17 protein-coding genes and 1 pseudogene are annotated in these 25,514 nt (G+C 60.3%); 12 read left to right on the forward strand and 6 right to left on the reverse strand.

The annotated features are described in order from the left end of the window. Nucleotides 1–7: 7 nt before the first annotated feature. The 6 genes from AGR1_RS22780 to tssH form a co-directional block, all read right to left on the reverse strand. On the reverse strand, nt 8–1,579 hold the full coding sequence (locus AGR1_RS22780) for a PAAR-like domain-containing protein (protein WP_149148319.1): 1,572 nt from the start codon (nt 1,577–1,579) through the stop codon (nt 8–10). After that, nucleotides 1,576–2,637 carry a DUF2169 domain-containing protein gene (locus tag AGR1_RS22785; RefSeq protein WP_077984129.1) on the reverse strand — a complete coding sequence of 354 codons (1,062 nt, stop codon included), beginning with the start codon at nt 2,635–2,637 and terminating at the stop codon, nt 1,576–1,578. The genes AGR1_RS22780 and AGR1_RS22785 overlap by 4 nt, the downstream gene beginning before the upstream one ends. A 6-nt stretch (nt 2,638–2,643) precedes the next feature. Beyond that, a complete protein-coding gene (tssI, locus tag AGR1_RS22790) occupies nt 2,644–4,971 on the reverse strand; it encodes a type VI secretion system tip protein TssI/VgrG (protein WP_149148320.1) in 2,328 nt (775 codons plus the stop codon). Nucleotides 4,972–5,129: 158 nt separating this feature from the next. Next, on the reverse strand, nt 5,130–5,630 hold the full coding sequence (locus tag AGR1_RS22795) for a hypothetical protein (RefSeq protein WP_077983120.1): 501 nt from the start codon (nt 5,628–5,630) through the stop codon (nt 5,130–5,132). Between the two features lie 119 nt (nt 5,631–5,749). Then, nucleotides 5,750–6,226, reverse strand: a complete 477-nt coding sequence (locus AGR1_RS22800) for an Hcp family type VI secretion system effector (protein ID WP_003504561.1) — start codon at nt 6,224–6,226, stop codon at nt 5,750–5,752. 57 nt (nt 6,227–6,283) lie between these two features. Next, nucleotides 6,284–8,938 (reverse strand): type VI secretion system ATPase TssH, encoded by a 2,655-nt coding sequence (gene tssH, locus AGR1_RS22805; RefSeq protein WP_149148321.1) that lies wholly within the window; start codon nt 8,936–8,938, stop codon nt 6,284–6,286. A 220-nt stretch (nt 8,939–9,158) separates the two neighbouring features. On the opposite strand from tssH, the gene tssA reads away from it, so the two are divergent. The 12 genes and pseudogenes from tssA to tssM all read left to right on the forward strand — a co-directional run bounded on the left by tssA (nt 9,159) and on the right by tssM (nt 25,445). Beyond that, the gene (gene tssA / locus AGR1_RS22810; RefSeq protein WP_149148322.1) at nt 9,159–10,214 is read left to right on the forward strand and encodes a type VI secretion system protein TssA; all 1,056 of its coding nucleotides are present in this window, start codon (nt 9,159–9,161) and stop codon (nt 10,212–10,214) included. Nucleotides 10,215–10,281: 67 nt separating this feature from the next. Continuing rightward, the gene (tssB, locus tag AGR1_RS22815; RefSeq protein WP_077983123.1) at nt 10,282–10,791 is read left to right on the forward strand and encodes a type VI secretion system contractile sheath small subunit; all 510 of its coding nucleotides are present in this window, start codon (nt 10,282–10,284) and stop codon (nt 10,789–10,791) included. 95 nt (nt 10,792–10,886) lie between these two features. Continuing rightward, the gene (tssC, locus tag AGR1_RS22820) at nt 10,887–12,368 is read left to right on the forward strand and encodes a type VI secretion system contractile sheath large subunit (RefSeq protein WP_149148323.1); all 1,482 of its coding nucleotides are present in this window, start codon (nt 10,887–10,889) and stop codon (nt 12,366–12,368) included. 55 nt (nt 12,369–12,423) lie between these two features. Next, complete coding sequence (tssC, locus tag AGR1_RS22825; protein WP_149148324.1) at nt 12,424–13,818, forward strand: type VI secretion system contractile sheath large subunit; 1,395 nt, start codon at nt 12,424–12,426, stop codon at nt 13,816–13,818. Next, nucleotides 13,815–14,639 carry a type VI secretion system accessory protein TagJ gene (locus AGR1_RS22830; RefSeq protein WP_149148325.1) on the forward strand — a complete coding sequence of 275 codons (825 nt, stop codon included), beginning with the start codon at nt 13,815–13,817 and terminating at the stop codon, nt 14,637–14,639. Before tssC (AGR1_RS22825) ends, AGR1_RS22830 begins: the two co-directional genes overlap by 4 nt. Beyond that, nucleotides 14,632–15,141: a type VI secretion system baseplate subunit TssE gene (gene tssE / locus AGR1_RS22835; protein WP_149148326.1), complete on the forward strand. Its 510-nt coding sequence runs from the start codon at nt 14,632–14,634 to the stop codon at nt 15,139–15,141. The genes AGR1_RS22830 and tssE overlap by 8 nt, the downstream gene beginning before the upstream one ends. Next, the gene (gene tssF / locus AGR1_RS22840; protein WP_137411872.1) at nt 15,134–16,915 is read left to right on the forward strand and encodes a type VI secretion system baseplate subunit TssF; all 1,782 of its coding nucleotides are present in this window, start codon (nt 15,134–15,136) and stop codon (nt 16,913–16,915) included. The genes tssE and tssF overlap by 8 nt, the downstream gene beginning before the upstream one ends. A gap of 9 nt (nt 16,916–16,924) precedes the next feature. After that, nucleotides 16,925–17,929 (forward strand): type VI secretion system baseplate subunit TssG, encoded by a 1,005-nt coding sequence (tssG, locus tag AGR1_RS22845; RefSeq protein WP_149148327.1) that lies wholly within the window; start codon nt 16,925–16,927, stop codon nt 17,927–17,929. A 4-nt stretch (nt 17,930–17,933) separates the two neighbouring features. Beyond that, a pseudogene (locus AGR1_RS22850) lies at nt 17,934–19,140 on the forward strand (FHA domain-containing protein). Then, on the forward strand, nt 19,130–20,470 hold the full coding sequence (gene tssK, locus AGR1_RS22855) for a type VI secretion system baseplate subunit TssK (RefSeq protein WP_149148328.1): 1,341 nt from the start codon (nt 19,130–19,132) through the stop codon (nt 20,468–20,470). Before AGR1_RS22850 ends, tssK begins: the two are co-directional and overlap by 11 nt. Then, nucleotides 20,467–21,969, forward strand: coding sequence for a type VI secretion system protein TssL, long form (tssL, locus tag AGR1_RS22860; RefSeq protein ID WP_149148329.1), 1,503 nt, complete (start codon nt 20,467–20,469; stop codon nt 21,967–21,969). The genes tssK and tssL overlap by 4 nt, the downstream gene beginning before the upstream one ends. Then, entirely contained in the window at nt 21,966–25,445 is a 3,480-nt protein-coding gene (gene tssM / locus AGR1_RS22865) for a type VI secretion system membrane subunit TssM (RefSeq protein WP_149148330.1), read from the forward strand. The genes tssL and tssM overlap by 4 nt, the downstream gene beginning before the upstream one ends. Nucleotides 25,446–25,514 lie beyond the last annotated feature (69 nt).

Below are 25,514 nucleotides of genomic sequence, written 5' to 3' on the forward strand. Positions count from 1 at the left end.
TTTTTCCTCAGTTGGCAGGCGGCAGGTAACGGGAGCGAGTTTGCCCCCCTCGACTCGAGTTTGATGGCCCCCATTCAAACCGATAATTGTCAGAGTTCAACATCCAATCTCGCACTTCTTGTGATCGGGCGCCATGGAAGCGTCCCGTAGAATTCCAATAGTCGACAGCGTCAACCGGGTGGTGCCCCATATGCGTTTGAGGTGAATCGACCGGTCTCCAGACATTGTTTTCGTCAAGAAATTCATCCTGCCCCCGACGGTTCGTCCGCAACAGGCCTTCTTCACGCATCCGTTCACGAACCTCGTTGCCGGTACGTGAGGTTTTGGAAGGAGTATTGCCCAGATACTGCCTGCGAAGGCTTATGCGCCGAGTACTTCTTGCACCTTGCTCACCTGTCTCCACCGCCGTTCGGCCAGCTGTCTGTGTCTGACTTCTCGCCAGAGCACCAGCCTCAGCCGTTGCGGCGGTTCTGCCTGCGACTTTCATGCCTGCAGCAACAGCTCCGGTACCACCCGCAACACCTTGGACCATTCCGATGGTGTTTTCGACCTGTTGTGCAGTCTGTTCGGATGCACCGGCAAGCCTAGCGACATCGCCGGAGGCGCTTGCAATGGCGGTTGAAGTCGCTTCACCCGTCCACGCCTGACGCAGGCCAGCCTGGAAATTGTCATAGCCGTTAGCAACAAGAAGGCCACCGCCGATCATGGCCGGGATACCCGGTGCTGCACCGACACCCGTGCCGGTTGCCGCGCCTCCAACCCCGGCAAGGGCAGCGCCGGCAACTGCCTCCGCAGCACCGCCAACCGCCTGCAGACCACCTACAGTTCGAGTAACAATCCTCCCATTGTTTTCATCGAATTCGCTGATCGCCTTTCCAGCTTCATCAAGCTTTTGGCCGGTCCAGTCCAACGCTTGTTCATACCACGCCTTATCCTGCTCATCATTCGCGTCTGGCGGCGCACTTGTCTCGGTCGATTTGACGTTGACGTATTCGCCTGGGCAATTTCCGTTGTTGAGCGTGCAGCGATCTGTGTGCCGTTGAACAGGTATTCCGTTCGCCCTTACGATAGTGGACGAAGTGACAGGTTCAACGATATTGCCGACGGTTCCTGACTTTACACCAAGGCCTACGCCGGGCTCATCGCCATACGAGCAACGGAACTGCGAATTCTGGCGCTTTATGACGAGGCCGTTTGATCGCACATCGGGCGAATAGTTGTTCTTGTCATCTCCTTTGCCCCAGCACATGTAAGGAACCGGTTTGTCCGGCGATTTGCAAACATCTGGGGACAGGCATACAGCCAACGCTGAAGCATCATCTGGAATAAATTCCGGCGGGCTCGGATCCGCGGTCGTTGGCGGCGGATGATATTCGTCTCCCTCTTCGGGGTCATTGAAATATGCGCGCTGCTCCTCCGCATCAAGGCTGCTTTTGTAATCTACGTACCCTGCAGCGCGGTCGGGTTCGTGGAAGAGGGTGGTCTGCGGCAGGTTCAGTTCTTTCGCCAAGGCGATGTTCGGCGAAGGATCTGAGCCGTAAACAGTAATTGGCTCCAGGACGGTGACATCATCGCTCATGCCATCGTCTCCGCGTGCCTGTCGGCGATTGACAGTATCGGAACACCGCGCCGTTCGGGCCAAGGAAATCCTATCCGCCACGTGAGAAATACTCGGCCAATTCCGGGCCTCATGTCGAAGTGGACACCGTCGAGAACAAGAGGGGACCACTGAACGCCCCGTCCCTGGTCGAGCTCCACCCGCAGCGAGATGTCAGGTAAAAACCCTTCCAGAGTTTCAAACTGCGGCAAGAGTCTGTGAAGTTCAAATGCTTCGTTCCCCGTCAACCAAGGCTCGGCAACCTGGTCTTTCGGTGCAGCCTGCCAAAACGAGAAATTGAAATCCGTCGGAAGCAGGGGATGCCGCTTCTCCAACCATTCGTCATCATAGGTTCCTGCGAGATCGGCGCGATCCAGCCAGAAGGGTGAAATCGGAGCAAGACCTGCAGGCGTCGGCCTGTCGCTTACCGCGCGAATTGGCAGGTTTTCGTCTTCAATCTGCGGAGCGGGCCATTCGGATCGTTCCCTGAACCGCGACTCGTCTACGAGGCCTATGCCGACAGGATTTGCCTCTATAGCCTCATGGCCCAGCCGTCCTCCAAATGCCAACCGCCAGTCCAACGGGACGTGAGGTACCGGTTGGCCTTCTGTGAGTTCCCAACCATCCAGGGCATCCTCATGCGCCCGATCCATCAAACCACGCCAAGTCTTGCGCGTTTTTGCCCGCCAGAAACGTGGACCGTGAACGCGGAGACGCTTCTCGATTGAGCCTACCCGTAAACCGCAAGTCCACGAGGATGAAGGCTCTCCACCCGGTGAAAATGTTGCGCCTATAAATGTCACGTCGGTTCCGGGCTTGAATGGCGCAAGATCGGTGCATGCCATCTGAGGTGATTGATGCGGGTCACCGTCATAGATATCTGACATGACGAGGGGCGATTGCTTGTCCGAGAGTTGGAGAGGCCCTCCATTTGTCAGCTTGAAAGTACCCCTTGCAACCACGACTCCCATCAGCTCCCCGAGCAAGTTGTATTGTCGGAAAGCAAGGGCGGGAAATGGCGTCCTGTTATCGACGGACATTTCAGATCAACCTTTTGCTGATGAGTCCGCCGATGTCGGCGCGGCGTCTGAAAAACCGCCACCGGGTTTGTTCAAGTCAACGACCACGCCATTGATCTGTGTCGGGCCGGATGCGGTAAAGTTAAAGTTCGTGCCGAGAATAATGACGGTGCCGTCTTTTCTCATAATGAATTTCGAAGCGCCGCACTCGATGACAAACTCCTCGCCGACGATTGTTTTTTTGAATTTCCCAACATTTTCCAGCGACGTCTGGCCGACATTCGTGACCTTGCTTACCCCAACCTGCTCGGTTTTCGCCACCCCGACAGATGTGGACTGAAACGAACTGACGATCGTGTTCATGATGCCCGGCAGCGGAAACAATCCCGAAGCATCGGAACCGACGCCCGAGCCGGAGCCGGCTAGCGCCGTACCCGCATCCGCACGCGGGCTCGGGCCTGAGACAACACCTTCGCGTGCGGAAAGACCGCCCGCACCGAGGAAACCTAGTGCCGATGAGGCAAGCGTGGTGGCGAAGGCCGCGACACCCGGGCCGCCGCCGCCGGCGATCTGGGCTGCCTGCGAAAGCAGACCAGCCGTCTGCCCGGATAGCGCCTGCACGCCCGCCATGGCCATCATCGCCATCGGTCCCGTGCCGCCGACGACGGTGTTTACCGAGCCGCCGATCTCGTGTTTCTGGTTGCCGGAAACTTCCACCGCGCGGTTGCCGCCGACCGAGGCGACCTCATGCCGGTCGATGCGCTTGGTCCGGTCATTCAGAACCCGCGTCGTCTGGTCCTTCTGTGCGTGGAAGAACTGGTTCTCCTTGCCGGCCTCATCCTCGAAGGTGATTTCGTTGAAACCGTCACCCTTGTGGCTGTTGGAGCGCAACACCATACGCGTCTTGTTGGCAGGCAGGTCGTAAGGCACGGAATTGGCCGGATTGTTGACCACGCCGATGACCAGCGGCTTATCCGGGTCTCCATCGACAAAGGCGACCATCACCTCCATGCCGATGCGCGGGATAACCTGCGCACCCCAAGTGCCGCCGCCCCATGCCTGGCTGACACGAACCCAGCACGTATCCGTGCCATCCTTCTTCGCCTTGCGGTCCCACGGGAACCACAGCTTGATGCGGCCATATTGGTCAGGATGGATTTCCTCGCCTTCAGGTCCGGCGACGATCGCCACCTGCGTGCCTTCGATGCGCGGGCGCTTCGTCACCCGGTGCGGCGTCAAGGGAACGCGCGCCGGAATTGCCTCAAAATGATTTCGATACTCAGGCTCGTTACTGTTTGTCTCATAGGAGAGATCGACGATGCTGTGGCTTGCCCTGATGATCACATGCTCTTCATAGGCATGTTCGGGATGGGCTACTTCGTAAGGCGTGAAGCGGCGGCCGGCCTCCAGAATGCGCGAGGCCGACGAACCGAAAACCCGGTCATGATCGGCTTCGATCGCCTGGGTTCTGAGTTTTTGCGCCCGCTCGGCCTCTTCCACCGTCCTGATGCGGGCCGGATATTCGTAGAGCTCGCGCTTCGTCGCATCCGGCATCTGCACCAGCGATGGCGTCATCGTGCCCGGCACCATGCCCGGCGTCTCGAAATTCCAGTCCGCACCCGCCCGCTGGCCGGAGACATAGGAAAAGCGCCGCGCCCAGTCGTTGATGTGGTTGCGATCCGACGACCCCTGCGCCAGCCGCACCGTCCCCTCCCCCTGCGCGGCCGGTGACGGCCCGAGCCAGCCGCTGGCGCTATCGGCCACATGCAGCTTGTGGGAACCATCCTCATGGCTGAACCAGTAGAACAGGCCATCCTCCTCGAAACGGCGGGTGAGATAATCGAGATCGGTCTCATTCCACTGCACACTGTAGTGCTGTGCAGGCGGCGGCGAGATGATGCCCGATGTGTCCGGTGCCGGAATGCCGTGCTCGGAAAACAGCGTCTGGACGATCTCCACCGCCGTCTTGTCCATCCAGATACGGCAATCCGACCGGCGTGACAGAAGCCACATTTGCGGGCGGATGGTCATGGCATAGGAGCGAAGGCCCCGAGTGATAGGCGGACCCTCATGCAACTCGGTAACCAGGCCGTTGAAGGGGCGGCGCACGCCGCTGCCCTCTTCGCCATCGCCCTGTTGCACCTCGACCGACACATCGACCAGCCGTCCGATCAGTTCTTCGGGCTTGACCGCTTCCTTCTTGGCGCGCACCGTCAGGCGAATGTCGAAGAGCTGCGACACGCCTTCCTCGACCTTCAGGCGTTCCGGCAAAAGCAGATCTTCACCCAACGGGGACGTGACCTTCAGAACGCGGCTCGCCTGAATGAAATCAGACGGCGAGGGCTGGTCGCTCATTGTCTATCTCCGCAATGTACAGAATGAGAAGCGGCATGCATGGGCTATCGCCTTCAACTATTGCTGATCGTGAAGCGAGGGCGCTCGGCGCCGTCACTCATCACCTGAATTCGTTCGTGCCAGAAAGAGAGCCAAGGGTCTCCATGCTCGAACTTCCGTCAGCGTCGCTCCCCAACCAGATAAGCGTATTGGAGTTTCGTTGCATAGTTGGTCGTCACATCCATCTTTGGGCCAAACATCACATCCGGGGTAAGAACGGTCCCGATCTCTTTCGCCGTGGGTGCGGTTCCGAGAAGATATATGTCTCTCGATAAGAACATCTGATTGCCGAACGAATTAGCGACGGCATAATTCACCTGCAAGGCGAACGCACTGTGCCGGTGCTGCAGCAAAGCCTGGCCAATCTTGGTTTCATTTGCTCGCAGCCACTTCCGCAACCAGACGGAAATTGCGCCCTCGTTGAGAGCGGCGGCAGCCTGGCTGAACACGGCTGCCGCCGCTCCACCGACAGCTGCGCGCTGATTGAATTGCCTCGGGCCGTCGGGAAGGCTCATATACGAAAGATCGGGTCCTCGACCCATCTTCTGAGGTGCCAGGACTTCGTCCTGCCGAACGGGACGGACGGTGAAACTGTCTGTAGAAACGGAAAAATTAGGCATTCAACACGCCTCCCTCTGGACGACATAACGAAAAATGCGGCACCGTCAGCGTTACGAGCTGTTGGTCCGCAAGCCCGGATATATAGTCCGGTGCCCGCTAAGGCACCGGACCTTTGTCATCAGGCGGCCTTCGTCGTCGCCAGATCGTAAGAGGCGATCATCGGAGACTGCGGCGAGTTGTTGTCGTCGAACGGCGTGTACTTCACTTCCATCTTGGTGAAGTTGAGCTTGATCGTTTCCACCGGACGGTCACCGCTGGAATCCACCGAGTAGCTGGCGATGAGTGTGTTCGTCAGCAGATACTCGATATAGGTGTTGCCGGGATTGCCCGTGGTCACCAGATGGATGGTTGCGAGCTTGCCAGTGCGGCCGGCGCAGGCTTCCTGGAAAAGCTTGGTGGAAGAAGAATCGCTAACCTTGGTCAGAATGACTTCCGAGATCGTCGGCTCGGATGCTTCGCGGTTTGCAGCAGAACCAGCAGAGGTGTTCATGTTGCGGGCCACGTTCCAGTGAATGGCTTCAATATCCATCCACTTGCGGTGCTCCTCATGCGTGGCGTCGCCCTGGATACCGTCAATCTGCAGATAAATTGGCATGCTGTAAGCTCCTGTAGCTGAAATGACCTCTTGCTCCGAGGCCGAGTTACCCTTCGTTTAATGCCGCATGCGTCGGGTAGCCCCATCCGACGCGGCAACTTTATCCACCCCAACCTCTTCGGTTACGGCGAATTCATCTGCTTCCCCAGCCTCTTCGGCACGAATGCCGAACCCGTTTTCACCAAAATCGACAATGATCGTCCCGACACGCTCTCCCGCGATGACCTTCTCGAGGAAAAAGCTGGAAAGAGGCGGCAGGAGATCCCTGCCGATCATGATTTCGATGGCGCGTGCGCCGATTTCACTTGCACCGGCACGCGCCACCAACGCGTCGCGCGCGGCATCGGAAAGGGTCAGGTCGGCGCCGTATATTGCGAGCACGCGTTCCCTGATCTTGCCGATCTGCATATCCACAATCCTTGCGAGTTCTTCCGCACCGAGCGGCATGAAAGGCAGGATGATCGTGCGCCCGAGGAATGCGGGCTTGAACTGTCTGGTCAGCTCCGGCATCAGCAGCGCTTCCAGCGCCTCGCCTTCCGGCATCGTATCCGGATCGGCGGAAAGCGCGGCCAGCAGTTCCGAACCGGTATTGGCCGTCATGAAGATCGTGGTGTTCTTGAAATCGACGTCGCGACCTTCGCCGTCGCGCAGCACGCCCTTGTCGAACACCTGATAGAAAATATCCTGGACGCCGGGATGAGCCTTATCGATCTCATCGAGAAGGAGAACGCCGAACGGCCGGCGGCGAACCGCTTCCGTCAACACGCCGCCTTCGCCGAAACCGACATAACCGGGCGGCGAACCGAGAAGCAGCGAAACCTTGTGCTCCTCCTTGAACTCCGACATGTTGATCGTCGTCAGATGGCTGTTGCCGCCATAGAGCAGATCGGCGAGCGACAGCGCCGTCTCGGTCTTGCCCGTTCCGGACATGCCGACGAGGAAGAACACGGCAGGCGGGCGGCGTGGATCGGACAATCCGGCACGGGCGGTGCGCATGGCATCGGCGATGCGGCCGATTGCAGCATCCTGCCCCACGACTCGCTGGCGCATGCGCGCATCCAATGTGCGCGCGCTTTCGATCTGATCGGCCAGAAGTTTACCGAGCGGAATTCCGGTCCAGCGCGATACGACGGATGCAATCGCTTCACGATCGACCATCGTCGGCACTAGTCTTTCGGCATTTGCCGGTTTGGTCTCAGCCGCAGGCCGCAGGCGCGACACATTCGACGCGCCGGTTTCAACGGGCTGCTCTTCGCTGAGTTCAGCCATTTCCGCATCATAACGGCCACGCAGATCGTCGATCCCGCTCTCAAGCTTCTCGACTTCGTCGCGTATCGACTGGATACGGCCCTGCATCTCGTCATCCTGCGGTTCACGCAGGAGCCAGTTGAACTCATCGGTCAGAAGACGCCGCTCGCTTTCCATCGCGCGCAGCCGTTCCGGCAGGGTCTGCCGCGCCAACGAAACGGCCGCCGCCGCCGTATCGAGAAGGCTGACGGCCTTGTCCGGCAATTGCCGCGCCGGCATGTAACGCGCCGATAATTGCACCGCCGCCACAATCGCCTCGTCACGAACGATAACGTTATGATGGCTGATGAAGCTATCGGCGACACCGCGCAACATGCGGATCGCGGTCGTTTCATCCGGCTCGCGCACATGCACGGGCTGGAAACGACGCGTCAGCGCCGCATCCTTTTCGAAATATTTCTTGTATTCGCTCCAGGTCGTAGCCGCGACGGTGCGGACTTCGCCGCGCGCGAGAGCAGGCTTGAGAATATTGGCCGCATCGCCCTGTCCGGCCGCACCACCGGCGCCGACAAGCCCGTGCGCCTCGTCGATGAACAGGATGACCGGCTCGGCCGAGCGTTTTACCGCATCGATCACGCCATGAAGACGGCGCTCGAACTCACCCTTCACGCCGGCACCGGCCTGCAGCAGCGAAATATCGAGGTTCAGCAGGCGAACGTTGCGCAATTTTTCCGGCACATTTCCGGAAGCGATTTCGAGCGCCAGCGCTTCGGCGACCGCCGTTTTGCCAACCCCGGCTTCACCCACCAGAATGGGATTGTTCTGACGACGGCGCGTAAGAATATCAACGAGTTGGCGCAATTCATCATCGCGCCCGATCACCGGATCGACCTTGCCGTTCCGGGCGTCGGCGGTCATGTCCTGGGTGTAAAGACGCAGAAAATCGTTCTGGCCGGCGGCCGGCGCGGCGCCCGCCGTCGCGGAAGGAACCTCTCTTCCGCTGCTGTCTTCAACCGAACTGCGAAGGCGTTCGAGAGCCGCGCGATCCATCGCCTTCAGCGACGGAAATGCCGAGCGGACAAAAGAGCGGAGCGAGGTTTCCTCGTCCATCGCCAGAAGCAGATCGCAAAGCGTCACGCGGTCGCGCCCGGCCTCCAGCGACGCGAGAACCCATGCCTCACGGCCCACCGTCAGAATGTTTTGGGAGAGCGACAATGCCTCTCCATCGCCGATAACAGCCTCTTCCAGGCTGCGGTCGATTTCCGTCTGTAATACCGGAAGTGGAATTTTTAATTCTTCGAATGTTTTCGCATAGATGCCGGCATCTACAACCGCTAGCAGCCAATGCGGGATATCCACGTACCTGTGCCCCATACGCACCGCAACAGAAGCCGCAGCTTCAAGCGAGACACGCAGGTCAGGCTCAAGCGCTTCAACGAGGCGATTGAGATCGATATGCGACATGCAATGAGCCTCCTGCCCGGGTTCATTCCACAACGTAACGTGGAATAACTATGATGATGAAACCGGGTTGTCCACCCCGAAGTTTATTTTTCATCGGATTAGATTAGGTGGTATGCGCCACAATTTAGACACATTTTGAATAAGTCTGTCTGAGGAATAGCCTTACGTAAGGGAAGTAACTACAAAAAATCCATTACTATTTCCTGGGGATAAACTGCTCTTGAACGCGCCGCATGTTAAAAGAGATACAGAATTTTTTGGCGATTGCGGAGAAAATATCCGGATCGATTCAAGAACGCGTGAAATATACTACAGAATTAAGGATGAAAGAAATCAGGCACGCACAGAAGAGCGCGCCACCTCCCCACAGGATAACTTAAAGATCTCCAGTAGCTGGGACAGTGTCAGCAATCTTGGATTGCAGATTATATATTCCGAAAGCAAGGACATAGAAATATTGGCGTGGCTTGCCGAAGCAAGCCTGCGGCTGCGCGGCTTTCCTGGACTGCGAGAAATCTATGAGCTTTGTGGCGATCTTTTCTACAACCATTGGGACTCATTGCGCTCCATCAGCGATGATAATGATGAGGAAAAATTTGCACCTTTTGCGGGATTGAACGGCATCGGCGCCGAGGGGACGCTTGTGCAGCCGCTTCGGCTTGCGCCGCTGATCCCCGGGAGGAAATTTGGAGAGCACAGCCTCTGGGATTTCCAGCTGGCGCAGCGACCGAACGAGAGCAAACGGCGCGAAGAACTGTATCGGCTCGCATCAGAAGCAGGCGTTGCCGCCATGTCTTCCCATCTGGCCGAGGTAAACGCCTGCCTCTCCTCCTTTGATGCCATCACGGCCGTTCTTTCCGAACGTTGCGGCCAGGCCGCCCCGCCGAGCTCCAATATACGCAACACGCTTATCGAAGCGGCTGCGGCACTTCGCACGCTGGGTGGGCGCGACGAGGAAACGGCACCGCTCGAACGGGCTACGGCTGCGGCTACCAGTGCGGATGAAAGCGGCCAGCCCGCCGTGCGGACACCCGCAACTTCTCCGGAAGGCATATCTTCACGCGATGAAGCGTTTGAAACTCTTCTTTCGGTTGCGCGTTACTTTCGCCGGACCGAACCGCATTCGCCGATTTCTCTTTCCATCGAAACGCTGGTTCGCAGGGGGCGCATGGATTTTTCCGAACTGCTGGCGGAGCTTCTGCCCGAGGCACAGGCCCGCAATGCCGTTCTGACGGCCGCCGGGATCAAGCCCGGCGGAGACAACAACGGAAAATAACGAGGCGAGGGACGGAGACGCCGTCCAGTAACAGTCAGCCATGCCAAGTGGCATCAAGGAGGTTGAAATGGCAAGTGTACACGAAAAGCTGGAACGGGTTCGCAAGCCCCGCGTCCACATCAAATACGAAGTCGAAACCGAAGGCGCGATGGTGGTCAAGGAACTGCCCTTCGTTGTCGGCGTTCTCGGCGATTTCTCGGGCAATCCGACCCAGCCGCTGAAGCCGTTCGGCGAGCGCAAATTTGTTCAGATCGACCGCGACAATTTCGACGAGGTGATGCGCCGCATGACGCCTGGCCTCAACATTGCCGTCGCCAACACGCTGCAAAAAGACGGCACGGACATGCAGGTCAACCTGAAGTTCGAAAGCATGGACGATTTCGAACCCGGCGCCGTCGTGCAGCAAGTTCCCGCCCTCAAGGCGCTTCTGGACGCCCGCAACGAACTGCGCGACCTGTTGTCCAAGGCCGACCGCTCGGAAGATCTGGAACGGCTGCTGGAAGATATTCTGCAGAACAAGACCGACCTCGCAACGCTGGTTTCCGAACTCAAGGAAAAGAACGGCGCGAGCGAATAATCGCCTGTGCGGAGGAAAACCTCCCCGAACGGCCCCGCTCTGGGGCTTCAACTGTTCAAGCGGCATTTAAAAGCCGCATGTGGAAGGACTGAAACATGAGCGCTGAAAGCCTGCTGAAAAGCGAAGCCCAGGCAACGACCGCCGAAGATCAGGGACTGCTGTCCAAGGTGGTTGCCGCAACCCGCCAGACCGAACCGGACCGCGCGCAGAACCTCCTGCGCACGCTAACAGACCAGGCGCTGAAGGGAACGGTCAAATATGACCGCAACCTCACCGTCACCCTCAACCAAGCGATTGCCGAGCTGGACCGGACCATTTCCGAACAGCTCGCCGCGATCATGCAGGCGCCGGAATTCGCCAAGCTGGAAGGCACCTGGCGCGGGCTCAACTATCTCGTCAAGAATTCCGAGACGAGCGTCAACCTGAAGATCCGCGTCATGAACGCCGGCAAGCGGGAACTGGCGCGCGATTTGGAAAAGGCCGTTGAATTCGACCAGTCCCGCCTCTTCAAGGCGATCTATGAAGACGAATTCGGCACCCCCGGCGGCGAGCCGCTCGGCGCCATCATCGGTGACTACGAATTCGACAATTCCTTCGACGACGTGCAGTTGCTGCAGGGTGTCTCGTCGATTGCGGCGGCGGCTTTTGCGCCGTTCATCTCGGCGGCCAGCCCGCACATGTTCGGCTTCGAGGATTATCGCGATCTTGCACGCCCGCGCGATCTGGAGAAGATTTTTGATACGGTGGAATACGCCAAGTGGCGCAGCTTCCGCGAAAGCGACGATTCCCGCTTCGTGACGCTCGCTCTTCCGCGTGTGCTCGCGCGCATGCCCTATGGCCCGAAGACCAACCCTATCGACGATTTCGCCTATGACGAGACCAAGGGTGCGGTGAATGGCGACCTTCAGCATGACGAATATTGCTGGATGAACGCCGCCTACGTCATGGGAACGAAGTTGACCGACGCTTTTGCGAAGAGCGGATGGTGCACGGCGATCCGCGGTGCGGAAAATGGCGGCCGGGTGGAAAATCTGCCCATGCACGTCTTCTCCAGCGATGACGGCGATCTCGATCTGAAATGCCCGACGGAAGTGGGCATTACCGACCGTCGCGACGCCGAACTGGGCAAGCTCGGCTTCCTGCCGCTTTGCCACTACAAGAACACAGACTATGCAGTGTTCTTCGGTGCCCAGACCGCGCACAAGCCCAAGCTTTACGACAAGCCGGAAGCCACGGCCAACGCCGCCGTTTCGGCCCGCCTGCCCTACATCATGGCCACGTCGCGCTTCGCGCATTATCTCAAAGTGATGGGCCGCGACAAGATCGGCTCCTTCATGGAAGCGTCCGATTGCGAAGTCTGGCTCAACCGCTGGATCGCCAACTACGTCAACGCCAATGACGAAGCGGGTGAAGAAAGCCGGGCGAAATATCCGCTGCGCGACGCCAAGGTGACCGTGCAGGAAGTGCCGGGCAAACCCGGCGCCTACAATGCGGTCGCATGGATGCGGCCCTGGTTGCAGATGGAAGAACTGACGACCTCGCTGCGCATGGTCGCGCGTATTCCGTCCAAGAACTGAACCTGGACCGGGGTGGTCCGCCACCCCGGCCCCGTTCGTCACCCGGAGCCCGCTCATGGCGCATCAGTCCTTTCCGGACGCCCGCATTTTTGCCGATCAGCTCATCGCCCTCATCGACGATGCGCTGACCGCTCAGGTTAACGCCATTCTCCATCACCCTGATTTTCAGGCGATGGAAGCGAGATGGCGCGGGCTTGCCATGGTCGTTCGTGAGGCTGGCCGCGGCGCCGACGTTAAGGTGAAGCTGCTGAACGCCAGCTGGCGCGATCTTGCCCGCAACACGGAACGGGCCACCGACTTCGACCAGAGCCATCTTTTCGAAGTCGTCTATAATCGCGAATTCGGCATGCCGGGCGGCGAGCCGGTCGGCCTGTTGATCGGCGACTACGCCTTTTCCCCCGATGATCTTCAGGGCGCCGATTCCATCACCACGCTGTCACAGATCGGCATGGTGGCTGCGGCCGCCTTCTGCCCCTTCGTCGCAGCGGCAGCACCTTCCGCCGTCGGACTGCAGGATTTTTCCGAACTCAGCCGAGTTCACGACTTTTCCTCGCTGAAGCAGGACAAATCGCGGCTTCGCTGGCATGCGCTTCGCGCACGCGACGATTCCCGCTTTGTCGGCCTTGTTGCGCCGCGCGTTTTGATGCGCTCGCCATACAGGCCCTACGCGCGGGGGCGCGATGACGGATTTCCATTCCGCGAGCATGTGGCGGAAAGCGGCGAGACCCTGCTTTGGGGCAACGCCGCTTTCGCCTTTGCAACGGTGGTCGTGCGCAATTTCGTCGATTCCGGCTGGTTTGCGGATCTGCGCGGTGTGACGCAGGATGCCGTGGATGGCGGCATGCTCTCTTCCCGGCAATTGCCACCGCTCGATCTCGGCATCGAGAGCAATGGCCTATCCGCGCAGCCGCCCGTCGAAGTGCAGCTGACGACCGGGCAGGAGCAGCAATTTTCCGATCTCGGCATCGTGCCCGTCTCCACCACCTATCTCTCCGGCATGGCGATCTTCAACGCCAACCAGTCCCTGCATGCCCCCGGCCATTATTCCAGCGAAGCCGCAAGACAGAACGCCCGCCTCGCGGCCATGCTGCAATATGTGCTGTGCGCCTCCCGGTTCTCGCATTACCTCAAGGTCATCATGCGCGACGATATCGGCCAGCTGAGCGATGCCTCGACGATAGAGCGCAAGCTGGAAGGCTGGCTTTCCTCATACACGCTTGGCAATGACGATGCGGAAGCGGCGCTGCGCACGCGCTACCCGCTGCGCTCCGCCGGGATCAAAGTTTTCGAGGTTCCCGGCAAGCCGGGAACATTCTCCTGCACCGTGCGCCTTCAGCCGCATTTCCAGCTCGATGACGTCTCCACGAGCTTCCACCTCATTGCCGAAACCATGATGCCGCCCGCCGCCGCATCCCGGTCTTCAGCCGAGCCGCAAAGGATATCCGCATGACACTGCGCGACGATATTTCCCACCTCCTGGACGACAATCGGCTGCAAGACACAATTGGGCTCGCGCGGGACCATGTGAAATCAAAGCCGACCGACAAGGATGGCCGTCATTTCTACATCGACCTGCTGGTCCTTGCCGGCGACTATGAAAAGGCCGATGCACAGTGCAATCTCGCCGCAACATTTTCGCCGCAGGACAGCGTCGGTTTTTCCCTCTTTCGCCACCAGCTGCGCGCCATGGCCGCGCGCAATGCGTGGTTCGAAACCGGCGCGGTGCCAGATTTTCCCGGCGGTCCGTCCGAACTCGACCAACTGGCCATCCGGGCGAATATCGCTGCACGCAGCGGCGATGCGGATGCCGCCAGAACCGCACTGGCTGAACTCGATGAAAAACGCGGCAACGTACCAATCAGCCGCAACGGCAAGAGCGCCGGCGATATTCGCGATCTGGACGACCGGATTCCGCATGCGCTGGAAGTGCTGACCAATGGCGGTCGCTACCTGTGGATCGATTACGATCGGATAGAAAGCCTCATCATCGACCCGATGAGCCGCCCGCGCGACCTCGCTTTCCGCGGGGCTGAGCTGACATTGCGCGACGGCGCGGTCGCATCCGTGCTGCTCCCGGCGATCTACCACGGTGCAAAGGACGATGTCGGCCTCCTCCTCGGCCGGGAAACCCGATGGAGCGAGGATGACCGGCCTCTGGCAACCGGGCAAGGCCAGCGCTGCCTGCTAATTGGCGACGATGTGGTGCCGTTCCACGAGCTCGGCTCCCTTTCCGCCGCCTCCGACGATGAAAGGCAGATCGCCCGTGGTTGATCCGCTCGAGCAATATCGCGCGCGGCAGAGAACGCTGTCACGCTCCGTTCTGGACCGGCTGCTCGATGACGCGCCGGATGCGGAAACGGATATGCTCGTCAGCCTGAAGGATCAGGCACGCGAGATGCGCGAGGTCATCCGCCGCGATCTCGAGGCATTGCTCAATACCCGCCGTAACCCCGCCGGTCCGCCGGCGGCGCTGAAAGAGCTTGCCGATGCGCTGGTGAGCTATGGCGTGGACGGCATTCTTTCGGCCAATCTGGTGACGGATGCCTCCAAGGCGCGGCTCGCACGCAGCATCGAGCGGCGTATTTCCCTGTTCGAAACCCGCCTTTGCGATGTGCATGTGACGATCCTGAAAAACCGCACGGATGGCGACCGGGCGCTTCGCATGCGCATACAGGCAAGTTTCCGCCTTCAGGAAGGCATGCCGCCGATCAGCTTCGAATCCCGGATCGATCCGTCAACGCAGCTTTTTCTGGTGGAGGCGACGAATGGCTGACGGCTTTCTCGAAAAATACAATGACGAACTCTTCGCGCTGCGAAAACGCGCATCGCGTTTCGCGGCGGCGTTTCCGAAGATTGCCGGCAGGCTGCGCATGACGGGCGATGTCGCCGACGATCCCCATGTCGAACGGCTGATCCAGAGCTTCGCCTATTCCGCCGCCCGTGTGCGCCAGAAGTTGGACGACGAGTTTCCGGAACTGTCGGACAGCCTCTTGGAAACGCTTTACCCGCATTATCTTGCGCCGATCCCGTCCATGAGCGTGGTTCAATTCACCCCAAGCACGGCGCTCGCAACCGTGCAGACACTTCCCCGACACAGCGAAATCCTTGCCGAGCCAGTAGGTGGTGAAAGCTGCCGTTTTCGCACCACGCAGGCAGTGGAAATCGCGCCGCTGCAAATCGCAGCCGCAACGCTGTCCGGCCAGCCGATCGACGCGCCTTTTTCGGCCTCGTTTACCGGCGCCGCCAGCTGCCTGCGGCTTTCGCTGCGCAGCACGGCGCCGCGCGGCGGCACTTTCCCGGAAATGGGCCTGACGAAGCTTCAGGTTTTTCTGTCCGCCGCATGGCAGCAGGCCACGGCGCTTTACGAGCTTTTGACCAATCATTGCGTGGGCATGGCGCTTGCGCGGCACGCCGAGGACAAGGAAGCCGTTTTCCTGCCCGCCGGCAATCTCACGCCATCGGGCTATTCCCGTGATCAGGCCATGTTGCCCTATCCGGCCAACAGTTTTGACGGATACCGGCTTCTCACCGAGTTCTTCGCGCTGCCACAGAAATTTCTCTTTCTCGACATCGACGGGCTGGACAAATGGAGCGGCGGCGACTGCGAACTTTACATCTATCTGGATGCAGCGGACGCACAGCTTGAACGCATGGTATCGGTCCGGGATTTCGTGCTGAACGCCTCGCCGGTCATCAACCTGTTCAAACAAAGCTGCGAACCGCTCAGCCTCGATGGCACGCGCACGGAATACCGGCTGCTGCCAGATGCACGGCGGCAGCGGACCCGCGAAATCTATGCCGTCGAAAACGTTCAACTGACAAGCCGTTCCGGACAGACGGAAAAGACCTCCCCGTTTTTCGGCCGCACCCAGCGCAACAACGGTGCAAACGTTTTCTGGCAGATACAGCGCCGTTTCGACGACGATGGTTCTTCCGATACGGACATCGCCTTCGTCGATCAGAAGCGCGGACCGCTTGGACCGCTCGACATGGTGGCGAGCATCGATACGCTGTGCATCAATCGCGAGCTGCCAAGCCAGCTTCCCTTTGGCGGCGGCCACCCCTTCCTGCAGCTTTCGACCGGTAACGAGGCTATAAAATCCATCCATGCGCTAATGCCGCCGACCGCGGCGATCCGCGTCAACGAGCGCTCGGCGCGTGAATGGCGGCTGATTTCGCATCTCCTCCTCAACCATCTCTCCCTCACCGACAGCGGCGGCGCGGCACTGAAGGACATTCTGTCGCTCTATTCCTTCAGGGACAGCCCGGAGACCCGGCAGCTCGTGGAGGCGATCAGCAATGTCGAGGCGCAGAATTCCCATGCCCGGATCGGATCGGCCATGGTGCCGGGAACGGATATCACCGTGGAGTTCGACCCCGCGCTGATCGCGCGGCCTGCCGCATTTGTGTTTGCCAATGTCCTCAATCATTTCTTCGGGCTCTACACCTCGATCAACAGTTTCACGCGGCTGACCGCGACGATGCGCGGCCACTCCAAACCGATTGCCCGCTGGCCGGCCCGCGCGGCCGACCGGCCGCTGCTCTAGGAGACCGGGATGGAACAGCAGACGCCAACCATGAAAGACCGGCAGGCCGCGCTTCTCAGCGACGATCCCGGCCGTTTTGAGCCCGCCACCGCGTTTCGCGTCGCCCAGCTGGTTTCGGCGGATGATGGGATTGTCGTCGGCGCTCATGGCGGAACACAGCCGACCCCGCTGGCGATCAGCGGTTTCAACCGCAAACGCGGCCAGGCCGAACTGAAATCCGCCTTCGCGCCCATTGTCGGGCCGCTCGGTTCGCTGCCGCCGGTCTATGGCGAATTGCTGCAGCGGGAAGAGCGCAGTCGCTCCGGCGCGCTGGCAAGCTTCTTCAATCTGTTCGCGGTAAGGTTCAGCGAACTGTTTGTATCCGCGACCGAAAAATACCGCCTCGCAAGGGGATTGCGCTGGTCGGCCGAGCAGCGGGAGAACGGTTTTCGCAAAACCCTGCTTGCACTCACCGGGTTCCGCACAGCCGGTCTGGTAGAAAAGGCAGGCGTGAGCGAAGATGCGCTCCTGCGTTTCAGCGGCCTTCTGGCCGGCCGCAACCGCAATGTTTCGGCCCTGACCTCCATGCTTTGCGAATTCACGGGACTTCCGGTGAATGTCGAGCAGTTTCGTCGGCGATGGGTGGCTTTGCCGCTTCACGAACAAAGTCAGCTCGGGCAGGCATCCGGGCTGAGGCTCGGACAGAACACGACGGCAGGAAGCGCTGTCGAAGATATGAGCGGCGGCTTCCGGATCGTGATCGGTCCCGTCGCCTATGCGGATTATCTGGCCCTGACGCCCGGATCGAAGCGGCTTGCGGAGATATTTTCGCTGACACGCCTGTTCGTCGGAAGCGCCTTGCATTTCGATGTGCAGGTGATCCTGAAAAAGGAGGACATTCCCTTTTGCCGCCTCGGCCAGCCCGATGCCCCCGCCCGCCTCGGCTGGAACAGCTGGGCTCGTGTGGCGCCTGCCCAAAAAGACAGCGCCGATGCTGTGGTGACCGAGCGGGAAGGCTCGGCGATTTCCGCGTGAGGGCATGAACATGAAGCTTGCACTCAAGGACACACGAAATATCGGAGCCGCAAGAGCCAGTCAGTGGAGCTTCGAGCGCGGCCGCCGCGTCATCGGCCGGTCTCGCGATTGCGACTGGCAGATCGACGACAATGAGCGGCGCGTTTCCAAGCTGCACTGCACGCTCAGCCGCGATGGCGAAGGTTTCACGATACTGGACCAGAGCGCGAACGGCACGCTGGTCGATGGCCGCCTGCTTCTGGAAGGCGAAAGCGCGCGTCTCCGCGACGGTTCGCAAATCAACATTGGCGGGCAGGTTTTTCACGTTGCCATCAGCGGCGATGCCGAGCTGGATTTTTCCGATCCCGATGCTTCCCTGCGCATGAGTGACGAGCCGCTGACCATTTCGGCGATACTTGCCGACATCGCCCCGAATGGCCGCTCGGCCGGCGGCGTGTTAGGCAACACCGCCTCCGCCGACGACTGGTCCGAAACATGGCGCGAGGGCGCGAAGCGGAAGGCGAAATCCATTTCGCGAAATGTCGAGATCGGCTGGAGCGAGCCGCCCGCGGCGCGTAGAACAGGCACCGTTCTGCCGGATAACTGGGACGAGGAGCCGGTTGCAAGCAGCGAGCACGAACATACCGACGCCCTGAACACGCCGGTGATGATCTCTCGTCCGGTTTCGGCCTCAGTTGACGAGGATTTCGACAGCGTTTTCCCGGAAACGGGTGAAGACCTGACACCAGAGGATACATCGGCTGCGGGCGCTTCGACTGCGCAGGAGATCGGCGATCTTCTGACCGTGCTGGAGCAGGAAAGCGCCGACTGTCTGGCCATTCTCGACGTTGAAGGCGAGAGCGCCGGCCACGGTTCGTCAGCCTCCCTGAGCGAACGGATGGAAACGCTCATCCGCCAGCAGCGGCGGCTCGCCGCCTCGCTCGAAACGCTGATCCATGGCTGCACGCAAAAACTCGAGCCGAGGCTTCTCGAAGCCTCTGTCGATGCCGGCAACGATCTTCGTGCCAAAATCGAGCGCCGCGACTGGCAGGGGCTGATCATGAAGACCGACTACTGGTCCACTTACAAAAAGCAATTTGAGGAAAACGGCCGTCCATTGCCGGTCAGGCAGTTCCTGCAGCGGGCAGCGCGCGGTGAGGCCGCGCCCACGCAGGAACCTGACGCGATAAAGGCCGATGCAAAGGGGGGTAAACAACCACGATGAGACATGAGAACCGTGTTGCCTGGAGCGAGGGCATGTTTCTTCGCGTTCAGCATTTTCAGCAATCCGACCGCTGGACCGAACGCTTGGTGCGCAACGCCACGCGCAACCTCTCGCCTTTCCCGTGGGGCATCGCCGAAATCGGCGTGGACCGCAGCGCGTTGTCGATTGGGCAATTCGCCCTGTCGAACCTGCGCGGCGTTCTTCCCGATGGAACGCCCTTCGAAGCGCCTGAAGATGCCGACCTGCCGCCGCCGCTCGATCTCGACGAAAGCGTCAAGAACGCCGTTATCTATCTCGCCCTGCCGGCCCGGCAGCCGGGCAAGGCGGATATGTCCGCCAGCGGCCGCAACGATGCGAACAATGTGCGCTTCACCGCCTCCAGCTATGAGGTCTCCGACACCAATATCGAGACGGATTTCGTGGCGCCCATCGATGTTGGCCGTCTTAGCCTGAAATTCCTCAAAACCGGCGACGATCTCTCCGGTTACGATCTCATCGGTCTTGCAAGGGTCATCGAGGTCCGTTCTGATCGCGCGGTCATTCTGGACCCGGATTTCATTCCTCCGAGCCTGAGCTGCGCGGCGGCACCCCGCCTCAACGAATTGCTGACGGAGCTTCTGGGGATCGTGCGTCACCGCGCCCAGGCAATTGCCGAACGCATCGGCGATCCGACGATCAGGGGAACGGCGGAAGTGGGCGATTATTTCCTGCTGCAAATCCTCAATCGGGCCGATCCGCTGCTGGCGCATCGCTGCGCCAACGCCACGCGCTTTCACCCCATCCGTTTTTACGAAGACTGCATCCAGCTTGCCGGCGAGCTTGCAACCTTCACCACGGACAAAAAGCGGGCGACGGATTTCCCGCCCTATCGGCACGAGGACTTGAAAGCCACCTTCGGGGCGGTTTTCGACGATCTGCGCACATTGCTGTCAGCGGTCCTGGAACAGGCAGCCGTGGCGATCGAACTGGTGGAGCGCCGCCACGGCGTCCGCGTCGGCACCATCCACGATCGCACGCTGCTGCGCGATGCCGGCTTCGTGCTCGCAGTGCGCGCGGATATGGCCGCCGAAGACATTCGCCGCCGTCTGCCGGCACAGATCAAGGTCGGGCCGGTGGAGCGAATTTCTGAACTGGTCAATGTGGCTCTGCCCGGCATTCCAGTGCGCTCCCTGCCGGTCCTGCCGCGGCAATTGCCCTATCGGTCCGGCACCGTCTATTTCGAGATCGACACGCAATCGCCCCTCTGGAAGCAGCTTGAGACCTCCGGCGCGATTGCCCTGCATCTGGCAGGCGAGTTCCCCGGACTTGAGATGGAAATGTGGGCGTTACGCGAATGAGCAAGGAAAACCCCTCCTCCTGGCAGGATTTGCCAACGGTGGTCGAAATCACCGAGGAAAGCCGCCGACGCAACCAGAACGCCCGCAACATGGCGGCGATCCTCGAAGACATTGTCGAGACCGACGCGCCGGCCGGGCAACCGAAGGCAAGCGCGGCCGCCATGCCGGTCGATCAGCTGCTCTCCGGTTTCCATTTCGGCGGCGGCGATGTACCGACGCTCGTGCAATCGGCCGCTCCCCTGCTCAACCTCGCGCATCTGCTGCGCTTCAGCGATGCGGAGCCGGATCCCGATCAGCTTCGCCGCGCCTGCATTGAGGCGATCACCCGCTACGAGCGCGATCTCGCTTCCGCCCGCATCAGCCCCGAGCGGGCAAGAGCGGCGCACTATGTCGTCTGCGCCACGGTGGATGATGTCGTTCTGAGCAAACCCTGGGGCGTGCGGGCAGGCTGGGCGCGCTCCGGCCTTGTCTCCACCTTCCACAACGATGTCACCGGCGGCGACCGGGTTTTCGACATTCTCGACCATTTCCACCAGTCGCCCGGCGCCAGCAAGGATCTGCTGCTGCTGATCTATCTGTGCCTGTCGCTGGCTTTCGAAGGGCGCACCCGCGTTTCGCCAAAGGGCGCGCTGGAGCTTTCGCGCATCCGCGACAGCCTCTACAAGACGCTGATTGGCCAATACGGCACCTTCGAACGGGAGCTTTCGCCGCACTGGAAAGGCGTGGAAGCCCGTCATACGCCATTGCGCACGATGGCCGCGCTGTGGACCCTGCTGTCCCTGATGGCGCTTGCCTTTGCGCTTGGTTATCTCTTCTTCACGCTGTCGCTCAACAACGCATCAGATGTCACATTCGAGAGGCTCGCTCATCTCCCACCGAACGAGACGCCGAGCGTGCTGATCGCAAGCCCGCCCCAGCCGCCGGCGCTCGTCGAAACGCCCAAGGTCGTGGAACCGCCGAAGCCGTTGGAACCACGGCAACCCTCCCGGCTTGAAAAGCTGATGGCCTTCCTTCAGCCGGAAGTCGAAAAGAAGCTTGTCACGCTGGCGGATGTAAACGGGCGGCTGCGCATTCGCATCAACAATTCGGGCCTGTTTTCCACCGGCAGCGCCGATGTCAGCCCGCAGTTCCGCGATCTCATCCAGCGTATTGGCGGCGCGCTTGCGGCTGAGAAATTCCGCGCCGTTGTCATCGGCTATACCGATACGGTGCCGATCAAGACGGTGGAATTTCCGTCCAACTGGCACCTTTCCGAAGCCCGCGCCAAGGCCGTCGGGGACATTCTTTCACAATTCACCGGCCCGGAGGCGATCCTGACGGAAGGCCGTGCCGACAGCGACCCGATCGCCGACAACAAAACGGAGGAAGGCCGCCAGATCAACCGCAGAACGGAAATCATGGTCCTGACCAATCCCGATGAAAAACTGAGCGACGCCGGCATTCTCTCGCCGACCATCCAGAACAGTTCGGGACAGCAGTCGCAAGAGGCACAGCCATGAATCCATTGAGCTATTTTTATACGATCCGATCCTATGTCGAGAGCTATGCCGCTCTCATCGGCCGCCGTTTCCTGTCGCTGTTATGGGTGATCGCGCTCTGCATCGTCATCTGGTTTTACGGTTATCTGGTCGCGCTGGGTGATTTCAAGCCCTTGGGAACGACGCAGGCCCGGCTCATCGCCATCGGCATTGTTCTCGCCATCTGGCTGCTTTATATCTCCGTCACCATTTATCGCGGGCGCAAGCAGGACAAGGACCTTGTCGACAGTATCGAGCGCGAAGCCCTGGCCAACCGCCAGGCCGAGGTCGGCGAGATCCAGATGCGTCTCAAGGAAGCGCTGGCGCTGCTGCGGCGGGTCACGAAAAAGCGTTTCGGTTATATTTACGACCTTCCCTGGTACGTGATCTTCGGCGCACCCGGCTCCGGCAAGACGACGGCGCTCACCAATTCCGGTCTGCAATTTCCGCTTGGCGATGCGCTCGGCGAAAACGCAGTGAAGGGCATCGGCGGCACGCGTAACTGCAACTGGTGGTTCGCCGACGAGGCGATATTGATCGATACCGCCGGCCGTTACACCACACAGGATGACCTCGATGGCTCATCCAAAGCCGGCTGGGAAGGATTCCTCGGCCTTCTGAGACGCTATCGCCGCTCGCAGCCGATCAACGGCGCGCTGGTGACATTGTCCATCCCCGATCTTCTCACCCGCGACGCCGAGGAACAACGGCAGGAACTGCGCTCCATCCGCCAGCGGCTTTCGGAACTGGATGAATATCTGCACGCCCGCGTTCCGGTCTATATCGTGCTGACCAAGGCCGATCTGCTGCATGGTTTCGTCGAATTCTTCGACGGTTTCAACAAGACCGACCGCCAGCAGGTGTGGGGCACGACCTTCAAGCTGGATGAGAGCTATACCGCCGAGGATCTACCGCAACGCCTGACGGAAGAGTTCGAACTGCTGCAACAGCGGGTTGATGCGATGCTGATCGAGCGCCTGCAGCAGGAGCAGAATGCCGAGACGCGCGGCCGCATCTTCCGCTTCCCCGCCGAACTCGCGCGGCTGAAAGACCGGCTCCATGAGGCTCTGACCGAACTTTGCGCACGGTCCCCGCTGATCGAAGCGCCGCTTTTGCGTGGCGTTTATCTCGCTTCGGGAACGCAGCCGGAAACGGAAAGGTCTCCCGCAGCGCCCCGAACCCGCCGAAGCTACTTCCTGTCGCGGCTTTTCAAGGATGTCATCTTCCCCGAAGCCGCGCTGGTGATGCGCGACAAGCGCCTTTCCGGACGGCAATTGCTGGTGCGACGCATCGCCTATGGTGTTTCGGCCGCAGCAGTCGCCATCGTCTTCACCGGCTGGATTTTCACCTATTTCGCCAATACACAGGCGCTTGCCGAAGCAGATCGCAAACTTGGCGCTTATGAACAGCTTGTTCAGGGCATTCCCGTGCGCGATGTTTCAGACGCCGATTTTCTCCGCATCCTTCCCGCGCTCGACAATCTGCGCGATGTCAATTCCGGCTTTGCCCGCGAGAGAGTGTGGAACGTCAGTTTCGGGCTCGATCAGGAAGGCAAGATCGTGGGACGGCAGCGTGACGCCTATCAGCGCGCGCTCAATGCCCTGCTCCTGCCGCGCATGATCGTGCAGCTGCAGAAACAGCTCGAGGATGAAAAGGATGTCACGCGCACCTTCAATTCGCTGAAGCTCTACGGAATGCTGGGCGGCATGGGTCCGCTGGACCCCGATTTCCTGACCGTGCAGACGCACCAGATGTTTGCCTCCCTCTATCCCGGCGATGGAAGGGCGGCGGCGAGAGAAGCGCTCGACCAGCATGCAAAAGCGCTGGCGGACGGCGTACTCGCCCCGATTGAGCTCGACGCACGGCTCATCGCAACTGCCCGTGAAACCATTCGCAACCAGGCTGTCGGCACGCGCGCCTATGATATTCTCGCCGGTCTTCCGCAGGCGCGGGAATTGATGGAATGGACACCCGCCACGGCCTTCGGCCCGCTGGGAGAGCGCGCCTTCGAGCGGCGCAGCAAAGCGCCGATGGCGGAAGGTATCGAAGGTCTTTTCACGGCGGAGGGATATCGCAGCGTCGTCATTCCGCAGATCGCCCATGCGGCGCGCATCGCACTTTCCGAAGGATGGGTGCGCGGTTCCGATGATGCACTCCGTGGCGCAACCGTCGAGCAGGTGGCGCAGGCCGCGCTGCAAATCTATTTCGACCGTTTCGAGAAAAAATGGGCCGATACGCTGGCCGACCTTCGGGTCAAGCCGTCCCAGACCCTTGGCGACGCGGTGGAAACAACCCGCGCGCTTGGCAATGAACGCAATATCGTGATGGAGGCTGCCAGATCGATCGCGGAGGCGACCGATCTGCGCCCCGGAGCAGACCCCGCCGCCCTCGCCTCCGCCGCTGAAGACGACGCAACATCGGCCGTTCTGGCCGCCACGGTGAACGCAGCCGATCCCTATGCGAGACTGCGGGACATGCTGGCGGCGAAGGGCGCTGCCACAACGGGCGAGCAGGCCAATGGCGGCAAGGCCGGAGGTTCGCCATCGGAACAGTTGCTCGCGCATTTCAAGATGTTGAACGAGCAGCTTGCCCGTTCGGCAACCACCTCCGATGAAGTCGCCAAGGTGTTCGACGTGGATAGTCAACTCACCAAGGCCAATCAGGATCTGTTGCAGCAGGCCCGTGAATTGCCGGCGCCCCTCGATGTGTGGGTGGCGGGTGTGGCGGCTGATGTCGGCTCGCTTGCGGTCAAATCCGCCCGCAGCCGCATTGCCGAACTCTGGGCGGCCGATGCGGCATCCCTTTGCTCTTCCATCGTGACCGGGCGTTATCCTTTCGACAGGTCATCTTCCCGCGATGTCGCCATCGCGGATTTCACCCGTCTCTTTGGGCCGACCGGTGTTTTCCAGTCCTTCTTCAAACAGCGAATGGAAGCCTTTGTCGACAAGACGACCAACCCCTGGAGCTGGAAAGGCACCTTCGGCGCCGCGGGCATTCCAAGCAGCGCCGTTGCCCAGTTCGAAAATGCCGACAAGATTTCGCGCGCCTTTTTCCCGAACGGCAGCGAGACGCCGGCGGTGTCTATCAATGTCAAACCCGTTTCGCTCACCAATGCCTCCAGCGCGGTGATGCTGGAAATCGAAGGCGAGCGGGTGGTTTATTATCACGGCCCCATTCAGGCGAAATCGATCACCTGGCCCTCGCGCGAAAACACGGCGAGCCTGTCGCGCATCGCTTTCCAGCCGGGCGGCTGGCAGCAGGCGAAAACCGAAAACGGCGACTGGTCGCCATTCCGGCTGTTCGACGGCGCCGACATCGAAAACCAGTCGGGCGATCTGCTGCGGGTGCGATTTGCAAATGGCGGGCAGGCTGCCGAATTCGATATTCAGTTCGGCTCAGTTCTCAACCCGTTCAGGCTGGACGCCATCGCCGGCTTTGCCTGCCCCGCGCAATTTTAGCGGCGGGGCAGCGCACCGTTTTTTAAGGAGGGGATCTATGATGAAAACAACGATGAAAAGCAACGCGGT

Source organism: Agrobacterium sp. B1(2019), assembly GCF_008274755.1.
GTDB lineage: Bacteria > Pseudomonadota > Alphaproteobacteria > Rhizobiales > Rhizobiaceae > Agrobacterium > Agrobacterium salinitolerans.

Excerpts from the sequence above, each read along its gene's own strand:
- AGR1_RS22780 (WP_149148319.1), bottom strand. The coding sequence starts at position 1,579 with ATGAGCGATGATGTCACCGTCCTGGAGCCAATTACTGTTTACGGCTCA.
- AGR1_RS22785 (WP_077984129.1), bottom strand. The coding sequence starts at position 2,637 with ATGTCCGTCGATAACAGGACGCCATTTCCCGCCCTTGCTTTCCGACAA.
- tssI (WP_149148320.1), bottom strand. The coding sequence starts at position 4,971 with ATGAGCGACCAGCCCTCGCCGTCTGATTTCATTCAGGCGAGCCGCGTT.
- AGR1_RS22795 (WP_077983120.1), bottom strand. The coding sequence starts at position 5,630 with ATGCCTAATTTTTCCGTTTCTACAGACAGTTTCACCGTCCGTCCCGTT.
- AGR1_RS22800 (WP_003504561.1), bottom strand. The coding sequence starts at position 6,226 with ATGCCAATTTATCTGCAGATTGACGGTATCCAGGGCGACGCCACGCAT.
- tssH (WP_149148321.1), bottom strand. The coding sequence starts at position 8,938 with ATGTCGCATATCGATCTCAATCGCCTCGTTGAAGCGCTTGAGCCTGAC.
- tssB (WP_077983123.1), top strand. The coding sequence starts at position 10,282 with ATGGCAAGTGTACACGAAAAGCTGGAACGGGTTCGCAAGCCCCGCGTC.
- tssC (WP_149148323.1), top strand. The coding sequence starts at position 10,887 with ATGAGCGCTGAAAGCCTGCTGAAAAGCGAAGCCCAGGCAACGACCGCC.
- tssC (WP_149148324.1), top strand. The coding sequence starts at position 12,424 with ATGGCGCATCAGTCCTTTCCGGACGCCCGCATTTTTGCCGATCAGCTC.
- AGR1_RS22830 (WP_149148325.1), top strand. The coding sequence starts at position 13,815 with ATGACACTGCGCGACGATATTTCCCACCTCCTGGACGACAATCGGCTG.
- tssF (WP_137411872.1), top strand. The coding sequence starts at position 15,134 with ATGGCTGACGGCTTTCTCGAAAAATACAATGACGAACTCTTCGCGCTG.
- tssG (WP_149148327.1), top strand. The coding sequence starts at position 16,925 with ATGGAACAGCAGACGCCAACCATGAAAGACCGGCAGGCCGCGCTTCTC.
- tssK (WP_149148328.1), top strand. The coding sequence starts at position 19,130 with ATGAGACATGAGAACCGTGTTGCCTGGAGCGAGGGCATGTTTCTTCGC.
- tssL (WP_149148329.1), top strand. The coding sequence starts at position 20,467 with ATGAGCAAGGAAAACCCCTCCTCCTGGCAGGATTTGCCAACGGTGGTC.
- tssM (WP_149148330.1), top strand. The coding sequence starts at position 21,966 with ATGAATCCATTGAGCTATTTTTATACGATCCGATCCTATGTCGAGAGC.